This is a genomic window from Glycomyces sp. NPDC021274, assembly GCF_040641195.1.
In the GTDB taxonomy this organism is placed as follows: Bacteria; Actinomycetota; Actinomycetes; order Mycobacteriales; family Micromonosporaceae; genus Glycomyces.
Genome location: NZ_JBFADC010000132.1, coordinates 1 through 1058, shown reverse-complemented (window position 1 = coordinate 1058; position 1058 = coordinate 1). Strand labels below are relative to the sequence as shown.

At 69.2% G+C, this 1058-nt stretch carries 1 protein-coding gene; it reads right to left on the bottom strand.

Annotated elements, in window-relative coordinates; genetic code table 11:
- Positions 1-912: GMC family oxidoreductase N-terminal domain-containing protein (locus AB0I03_RS27120; protein ID WP_360417496.1), on the bottom strand; the 912-nt coding region annotated here is incomplete at its 3' end.
- Positions 913-1058: the final 146 nt, after the last annotated feature.

Here is a 1058-nt window from a genome sequence, read left to right as displayed (position 1 = left end):
GGAGTTGCCGGGGATCGGCCCGTTGGTCTCCCAGACGATGACCGACTCGGGGTGGTCGATCAGGTTCTCCCCGACGCCCGGCAGGTCGAGGACGCACTCGATGCCCAGCGCCTCCAGGTCCGCCTTCGGGCCGATGCCGGAGTGCATCAGCAGCCGCGGGGTGTCCACCGCGCCGGCGCACACCAGCACCTCGCGGGCGGCCTCGACGTAGACCTGCTCGCCGTCCTTGGTGCGGACGTGGACGCCCTTGGCGTTGGTGCCGTCCAGCTCCAGCTTGTGCGCCCAGGTCTCCAGCATCAGCGTGAGGTTGGGGCGGTCGCCGGCCTCCATGTGGGGGTGGAGGTAGGCGACGGAGGCGGAGGACCGCTTGTTGTTCTCCGGGTGGTAGGAGAGGTCGAAGAAGCCGACGCCCTCCTCGAAGGGCCCGTCGTTGAAGCCGACGACCTCAGGGACGCCGAGCGCCGTCTTGGTGGCCTCGATCCAGTCCGTGGCGATCTGGTTCTGGTCCTTCTTGGCCACCCGCACGATGTTGTTGCGCAGCTTGCCGTAGTAGGGGTCCATCTGCTCGGCGCCCCAACCGGTGGCGCCGGCCGCCTCCCACTCGTCCCAGTCGGACGGCAGCGGCTTGAAGGAGATCAGGGTGTTGTGGGACGAGCAGCCGCCGAGGACCTTGGCGCGGCTGTGCAGGATGTGCGAGTTGCCGCGGGGCTGCTCGGTGGTCGTGTACTCGTAGTCCAGATCACCGCCGAGCAGGCCGAGCCACTTGCGCAGCGTCAGGACGTCCTCGCGGTCGATGTCGGAGGGGCCGCCCTCGATGACGGCGACGGTGATGTCGGGGTCCTCTGCGAGGCGGGAGGCGATGACGGAACCTGCGGTTCCACCACCGACGACGACGTAGTCGTACACGGGCATGAGGGGTGCTCCTTACTGCGAAGTGCGCTGGGGCCCGGGGCCTGGACCCCGGGCCGGAGGCGTGACGGGTGGGTACCGGTCAGCCGGCGAACCAGCGGACGGGCTGGGGCCGCAGGTTCTCGTAGATGTGCTTGCTCTCCCGGTAC